The organism is Corynebacterium sp. HMSC036E10, assembly GCF_001836265.1.
GTDB classification, from domain to species: Bacteria; Actinomycetota; Actinomycetes; order Mycobacteriales; family Mycobacteriaceae; genus Corynebacterium; species Corynebacterium coyleae.
Genome location: NZ_KV827930.1, coordinates 61,349 through 67,535, shown reverse-complemented (window position 1 = coordinate 67,535; position 6,187 = coordinate 61,349). Strand labels below are relative to the sequence as shown.

Annotated in this window: 9 protein-coding genes and 1 pseudogene; 5 read left to right on the top strand and 5 right to left on the bottom strand. The window is 59.4% G+C overall.

The window, feature by feature from the left end; genetic code table 11:
- Positions 1-371: pseudogene (locus HMPREF2736_RS00745) on the bottom strand (hypothetical protein); the annotation flags it as partial.
- A gap of 205 nt (positions 372-576) precedes the next feature.
- Here HMPREF2736_RS00745 and rpmB point away from each other — a divergent pair.
- The 5 genes from rpmB to HMPREF2736_RS00720 all read left to right on the top strand — a co-directional run bounded on the left by rpmB (position 577) and on the right by HMPREF2736_RS00720 (position 2,357).
- Positions 577-813 (top strand): 50S ribosomal protein L28, encoded by a 237-nt coding sequence (gene rpmB, locus HMPREF2736_RS00740; protein ID WP_042409504.1) that lies wholly within the window; start codon positions 577-579, stop codon positions 811-813.
- Positions 813-977 carry a 50S ribosomal protein L33 gene (gene rpmG / locus HMPREF2736_RS00735; protein ID WP_006841072.1) on the top strand — a complete coding sequence of 55 codons (165 nt, stop codon included), beginning with the start codon at positions 813-815 and terminating at the stop codon, positions 975-977. Before rpmB ends, rpmG begins: the two co-directional genes overlap by 1 nt.
- Positions 978-980: 3 nt before the next feature.
- Positions 981-1,286, top strand: coding sequence for a 30S ribosomal protein S14 (gene rpsN, locus HMPREF2736_RS00730; protein WP_034999472.1), 306 nt, complete (start codon positions 981-983; stop codon positions 1,284-1,286).
- 11 nt (positions 1,287-1,297) lie between these two features.
- Positions 1,298-1,549, top strand: coding sequence for a 30S ribosomal protein S18 (rpsR, locus tag HMPREF2736_RS00725; protein ID WP_180950003.1), 252 nt, complete (start codon positions 1,298-1,300; stop codon positions 1,547-1,549).
- A 127-nt stretch (positions 1,550-1,676) separates the two neighbouring features.
- On the top strand, positions 1,677-2,357 hold the full coding sequence (locus HMPREF2736_RS00720; protein WP_070421430.1) for a TetR/AcrR family transcriptional regulator: 681 nt from the start codon (positions 1,677-1,679) through the stop codon (positions 2,355-2,357).
- 1 nt (position 2,358) lies between these two features.
- On the opposite strand, the gene HMPREF2736_RS00715 is transcribed toward HMPREF2736_RS00720, so the two are convergent.
- The 4 genes from HMPREF2736_RS00715 to HMPREF2736_RS00700 form a co-directional block, all read right to left on the bottom strand.
- Entirely contained in the window at positions 2,359-3,576 is a 1,218-nt protein-coding gene (locus HMPREF2736_RS00715) for a hypothetical protein (RefSeq protein ID WP_168167603.1), read from the bottom strand.
- A 192-nt stretch (positions 3,577-3,768) separates the two neighbouring features.
- Positions 3,769-4,623, bottom strand: a complete 855-nt coding sequence (locus tag HMPREF2736_RS00710; RefSeq protein ID WP_070828669.1) for a J domain-containing protein — start codon at positions 4,621-4,623, stop codon at positions 3,769-3,771.
- 12 nt (positions 4,624-4,635) lie between these two features.
- Positions 4,636-5,283 (bottom strand): hypothetical protein, encoded by a 648-nt coding sequence (locus HMPREF2736_RS00705; RefSeq protein WP_070828668.1) that lies wholly within the window; start codon positions 5,281-5,283, stop codon positions 4,636-4,638.
- Between the two features lie 39 nt (positions 5,284-5,322).
- Complete coding sequence (locus tag HMPREF2736_RS00700) at positions 5,323-6,186, bottom strand: serine hydrolase (protein ID WP_210399431.1); 864 nt, start codon at positions 6,184-6,186, stop codon at positions 5,323-5,325.
- Position 6,187 lies beyond the last annotated feature (1 nt).

The following is a 6,187-nucleotide window of genomic DNA, read 5'->3' as shown; positions in this document are numbered from 1 at the left end:
AACTGCGGGCGCTGGTAGGGGCACCTGGGGTACAGCCCGGGCCAGCGCTGGTTTCGTTTCGCTGCAGATTGGCGCTGGATCTCCATGCCGATGCCGAACATGATGGTGAGCAGTCCCAGGAACTTGCCGTCCGTGACCAACGCGCTTGCGGCATTGAACAACGCGTCGGCGGCCTCTGCTGCAGTTCCATTCGTGGAAGCGGCGCGAACCTCATCCCAGAGCGTGAAGTTCGGATCGAAATACTGCTCCATGACGCTGTCCATCTGGTGCCAGGTGGCAAAGATCCAGATATTCGTCGCCAATGTGCCCAGAATTGCGATACCTCGAGCGACGTCGAGAGCGACGATTCTCCGATAGGTGGGTTCATTCACGGGTGTCATATTAAAGAAGAACGCGATTATGAGAAATGGCGCAAAGACGGTAGGGTTGTCTCTCGCTGTTGTCGAAGTACACATATACGCCTACGTCAACCGATTGCATTTGCGCCGGTAGCGGACCCTCACACCGCTTCTCACCTGGTGCTTTCCTCACATCGTGATCGAGTCGTGGGCGGTAAGAAGAGTAAGGAAGAAACCCATGTCGGCACATTGCCAGGTCACGGGACGTCAGCCGTCGTTCGGCAAGACCGTCTCGCACTCGCACCGCCGCCACTCGCGCCGTTGGAACCCCAACGTGCAGAAGCGGAAGTTTTACCTGCCCTCCGAGGGCCGTACCATCACCCTGAACGTTTCCACGAAGGGTCTGAAGATCATTGACCGCGACGGCATCGAGTCCGTCGTCGCCCAGATCCGTGCACGAGGTGAGAAGATCTAATGGCACGTAACGATATCCGCCCGATCATCAAGCTGAAGTCCACCGCGGGCACCGGCTTCACCTACGTCACCCGCAAGAACAAGCGCAACAACCCGGACCGCATCACGCTGAAGAAGTACGATCCGGTAGTTCGCAAGCACGTCGAATTCCGCGAGGAGCGATAATCCATGGCGAAGAAGTCTAAGATCGCTAAGAACGAGCAGCGTAAAGAGATCGTCGCCCGCTACGCGGAGCGTCGTAACGAGCTCAAGGCAATCATCAAGAACCCGGAGACCTCTGACGAGGATCGTCTGGACGCTCAGTTTGAGCTCAACCGTCAGCCGCGCGACGCATCCCCGGTGCGCGTGCGCAACCGTGACTCGCGTGACGGCCGCCCCCGCGGCTACCTCCGCAAGTTCGGTGTTTCCCGTGTCCGTATGCGCGAGATGGCTCACCGCGGTGAGCTGCCTGGCGTCCGTAAGTCTTCGTGGTAAGGAGGACTCAAATTATGAAGCGCAACAATTCGCGTAAGCCGCGCATTGAGCAGTCCCGTCGCCCGAAGAAGAACCCGCTGAAGGCAAAGGGCATCGAGACCGTCGACTACAAGGATATTGAGACCCTGCGTCTGTTTATCTCCGACCGTCACAAGATTCGTTCCCGCCGCGTCACGGGCCTGACCCCGCAGCAGCAGCGCCAGGTCGCTACCGCTGTGAAGAACGCGCGCGAGATGGCTCTTCTGCCGTTCACCACCCGCTAATTAGCCGGTTGACGATGACAGCGTAAGAGTCTTCGGCTCTAAGCACCCGCACTCCCCTCTCCGTGAGGGTTGAGAGCGGGTGTTTTTCTTCTAAAGTAGTGGCGTATCCCAGAAAGGTAGGCAGGGTATGGCGAATTCGGTCGGACGACCACGCAAGCAAAGCCCACGGCGCAAAGGCGCAACCGCCCGCGAAGAAATCCTCGATGCCGCATCCGAACTTTTCACACGCAAAGGCTTCGCAACTACCTCCACTCACGACATTGCTGACGCCGTAGGCATCCGTCAGGCGTCGCTGTACTACCACTTCCCCTCCAAGCGCGACATCTTCCTCACGCTGCTCATGGGGACACTGCAGCCTTCGCTGGATCTCGCATCAGACTTGGCCAAGACCGACGAGACCGCAGCTGTGAAGCTCTGGGCGCTCGTCGCCGCCGAGACCCGTATCTTGTTGTCCTCGAATTGGAACGTCGGCCGACTCTACCAATTGCCAGTGTTGGAGTCGGAGGAGTTTGACGAGTACCACGAGGCACGCCAACGCCTGGAGGGTATCTTCCGCGACCTGGCGGCGCAGATCGTTGGCGACGACGACCCCCGCATCGACCTACCGTTCCACATGACGCTCGCCGCCATCGAGATGCGCGACAACACCGGCGTTGCGCCATACCCGCTTGTCGACGACGCCCTGCCCGCCCCCTCCGTCACCATCGCCGATGCCGTTTTGGACGTGCTGCATACGGATCTGCCGGATCGCCGCGCCGAGCGCATGCTCAGCCTCGTCGCGCAGGTATCGCGCGACGAGGACGCTTAGTTTAGAACTTGTCTAAATCCTCGACCGCGACGCGGGCCTCGAACCAATCCCCGTCGTCTCGCTTCACGCCCCAAATCCGGGCCCCTGACGGTGAATCAATCGGGAACACATCCGCATCAGCGGTGATAAGTTCCTTAGTCTTCACATCGCTTTGAGCAACGCGCGGGGAAGTTCGATTGCCGTCGTAGGTAAAGATCGACTCCCCGTCCGAAATCGCGTCGACGAAGTCCAACTCCTTGAGTTCGTCCTCGCCTATTTCGAGCAGGACTTCTCCAGTCTCGGGCTTGAGGACAAAGAGTTTTTCTAGGTCATCGAGTGGCGAGTAGAAGATGGCCGTAATAATGCCACCGCTGCGCCGCACCACAGGTACAGAACTGTAGGTTCTGGTTTCCACACTCATTGCTTCGTCTGCCTTGCCACCGCTGACATAGAGGAATTTCACTTTACAAGGCTTCGTTGGCTCATCGATGCAGCGCTCCTGTTCCGCAGTGTCCTTGCCGTAAACAAGGGCGCTGTCGCCGATACGCCACGCGGCTTCAGGTGCGAAACCTTTACGTATCTCAACGTCCTCCCCCGATTCGAGATTTCGGCTCCTCAAATCCCCTTCGTTGCTTGCGTAATACAGCACGGGCTCCCCGCTCTGCGCGAGCACGCCGAAGAAATCATTGGTCTCGATGCGCTCATGCCTTGTTTCTTGGCCGGAGGCGATATCTACCGCAACGACATCGATTTGTTTCTTCGAGCCGGCCTCCGGAATGTTCGCGAGATAGATCTTCTCCGCGCTCGCCGCGATGATTTCGGCGGATTTCGCATCGAGGTTCTTCGAATCCACCTCTGCGAGGGTTGGCTCGTCGAAGGATGCGAAATCGTCAAGGAACGTCGACAGGCTTACCTTCTCGGTTTGTAGGCCTTGGGTACTCTCCACAGTCTTCACAAGGCTGGCACCTTTGGTCTTCCCGTCGTCGGCAACCAGCATCATCGTCGTGGTCATACGTTTGTCCTCAGAGCCATCGAACTTCTTCGGGGAGATGTCGTACAACGCTCCCGTGTCCAGATCGAGCGCACGGGTTTCTTTGTCCCAGGATGTGACAGCGAGTTTTGCAGGGACCGCCTGATTGAATGTCGGATTGAACACGTCGAGGTTGTCGATCCCAAGTGACCTTGTTTCTGGCAAGTCACGTGCTGCTTCAGGCGCCGCCTCTAACGGATCGACGGCCATGCGTGCGTTGTTGTTCCACTGTGGCTTAAGGGATTCCGCAGCCGTAGTTGCGTGCTTAGTTGGGTCAAGCACTTCCGTTTCGGTTTCATCCGCGCCGCCACAGGCACTCAGCGAGACTGTCAACAGCCCTGCACCAAGAAGTGCGATTGCTTTCGTCTTATTCATGTTCAACCTCTTCTTTCTCTCGCCGTGTTAGTCAAAGATGTCGTAGAGCTTCCAGTCGCCGCCATCTCGAGCGAACAGGAACAGTTGGGTATTGACCGATGTCGCGTGGACGTCCTTGTTTTTCACCTCCGTGTTAATCCCAACGAGTCGCGCCTCCTTGATCCCACTCAACCCGTAAAGACGGTCGAGGTAGTCGGTGTTCTCCGACGCATCGCCATCTTGTTTCTTTGCGACGAGCTCCTTCAGGTCGTAGCTCTCCCCCACAACGTACTCGGCATCGTTGGATGATCCGATGCTCGTGTTCTCAAGCTTGTTTTCAAGCAACGCGGCACGGCCAGCAGCGGCATGCTGATTCATCCAGTCGGCCCTATCGTCCTCATCAAGCTGGGCGATTTCGTTGGCGAGCTTCTCAGGTCCGCTCGAGCCCAGCCCAGCGCCAACAAGCTGAGGAACTACCAGCGCAATGACGAGCACACCCGCAACAACAGCAGCAATAGGCCACCAACGCTTCACATCGAACGACTTCTCCGGTGTGTTGTCCCCTTCGCCAGAGCCGGGAACAACGGCTGGTTCGGAAACTTCGGGGGCTTCTGGTGCTTCGGGTGCGGTCGGTGCAGCCGTTGCAGCCGGTGACGCCATGGCGGCCAGCGACCGAAGGCTTTGCACGTTCATGGGCATGCCACTGTCGGCCTTCAAGCGAGAGTCGTACATCTGGCGCTTAGTCGGATCTCCCAGAATCTCCCGAGCCAGACGCAATTCCTCCTCGCCACCAGGGTTGGAGGTGAGGCCGCTGTCGAGGCGCTGCGTGAGCTCGTCGACAAGCAGCTCGCTCGAAGCCGACGGATCAAGTTCGAGCGTCTTGTACAGGTTGTAATGCTGCATCCCGGTTTCCTTCTACTGCTCGCTGATGAAGACGGAGGCGTTGTTGCCGCCGGTGCAGCGGAAACCGCCCTGCGCCGGCGAGCAGGACATCATGTAGTACTGGCCGGTCTTCGGGCTCAGGCTACGCAGCGAAGTCGGCGTCTTTCCGTGCTCCGCGTAGTACGCGCGGAAATCATCACCAACGGCACGCGCAAAGCCCTCAGTTGTGACGGACGTTTCCGGCACGCCAACCCCGAAGGTACGGTCCTTCCGGTCAGCGTCCGGCTTTGCCGACGACGGCGCCGCCGAGGGCTTTGCGCCGTCAGTCGCAGCCCCACCTGGAGCACGCGTCGACGTTTCCACAACAGTAGAGGTCACCGGCTCTGTGGAACCGCTGGACGATCCGCCAAAGCTCCACGCGGCGAACGCACCGAGGACCGCCAGGAGGGCAACGGCGAGCACACCAATGATGATGTAGAGCACCCGGTTCGACGACTTCGGCTCTTGCGGGGCGGGCGCCGGCGCGTACTCAGGTTGGCTCCACTGCTGCTGTTCCCAACTTTGCGCCGGGAACTGCTGGGTGGGCATGTCCTGCTGTGGTTGTCCCCACTCGTCGTATTCGGATGGTTTCGGGGTGTATGCCGCCCACTCATCGTTGGGGTTGGCATTTGGGTTCGACATCGTGGAATCTCCAAGCTACGGGGGTGTTTATCCCGCAGTCTATCGTCCAGCCTCCGAACAGTCAGGATTTGGCGAGCCCAATTGCAGCTCGAGCACAGCGTTTGTGAGATCAGTTGCCATCAATTGGGCCGTCGCGTACGTGCCGTCTGCGGGCGAAACTGTCAGCGCGATGCCGTAGCCGTTGTACAGGCCGAGCTGGCGCACGGTGTACTTCCCGTCGTCCCCCGGACCCCAGCCACCTTTGAAGGCAACATCCGGCAAAACCCCCAGACCGTAGCGCTGCTCCGGCACTACCTTGCGCATCATGTCGAGTACCTCGTCGGCCCCCGCCACACAGCGCAGGTTGGAGGCGAACACTGCCTGCTCACGAGTGCCCCATCGCGTTTGACCGAAAGCCGTGAATCCAGGCCTGAGCACAACGGTGTTCATCGGGAGATCTACTCCTGCTTCACGCAGCACTGCTTCTACCTCCGCAGGCTCAACCGTCGCCCACAGTGTTTCTGCTGCGAAGTTGTCTGAGGCGGTAATCGCAGACTCCGCAACCGGAAGTAGCGAAGGGTCTTTGCGAAGCGCAGTGACCGCGATCGGAACCTTCGAAGTTGACCACGCTACCTGCGGATCTTGTTCCGGCGATCCTACTGCGTCCCGGCCGTCAGACACCGCGAGCTCTGCCGTTCCCCCGTATTGAGCAACCACGGCATCGACTGCTGCTTGGAGCTGCGGTTGCAACTGCTCCAGAACAGGCGCGGGGACGGGCGAGGGTGCGAGTGAACTCGGCGTAATTACGTGGGTTGCCGTCACAGTTTCCGTCGCTGGTTCTGAGGCCCGCTCCCCTGCCCCGCACGCGCTGAGCGCAAGCCCAGCGGCGACCAGCGCTGCAGCAAACCTCAGTCGCGGCGTCATG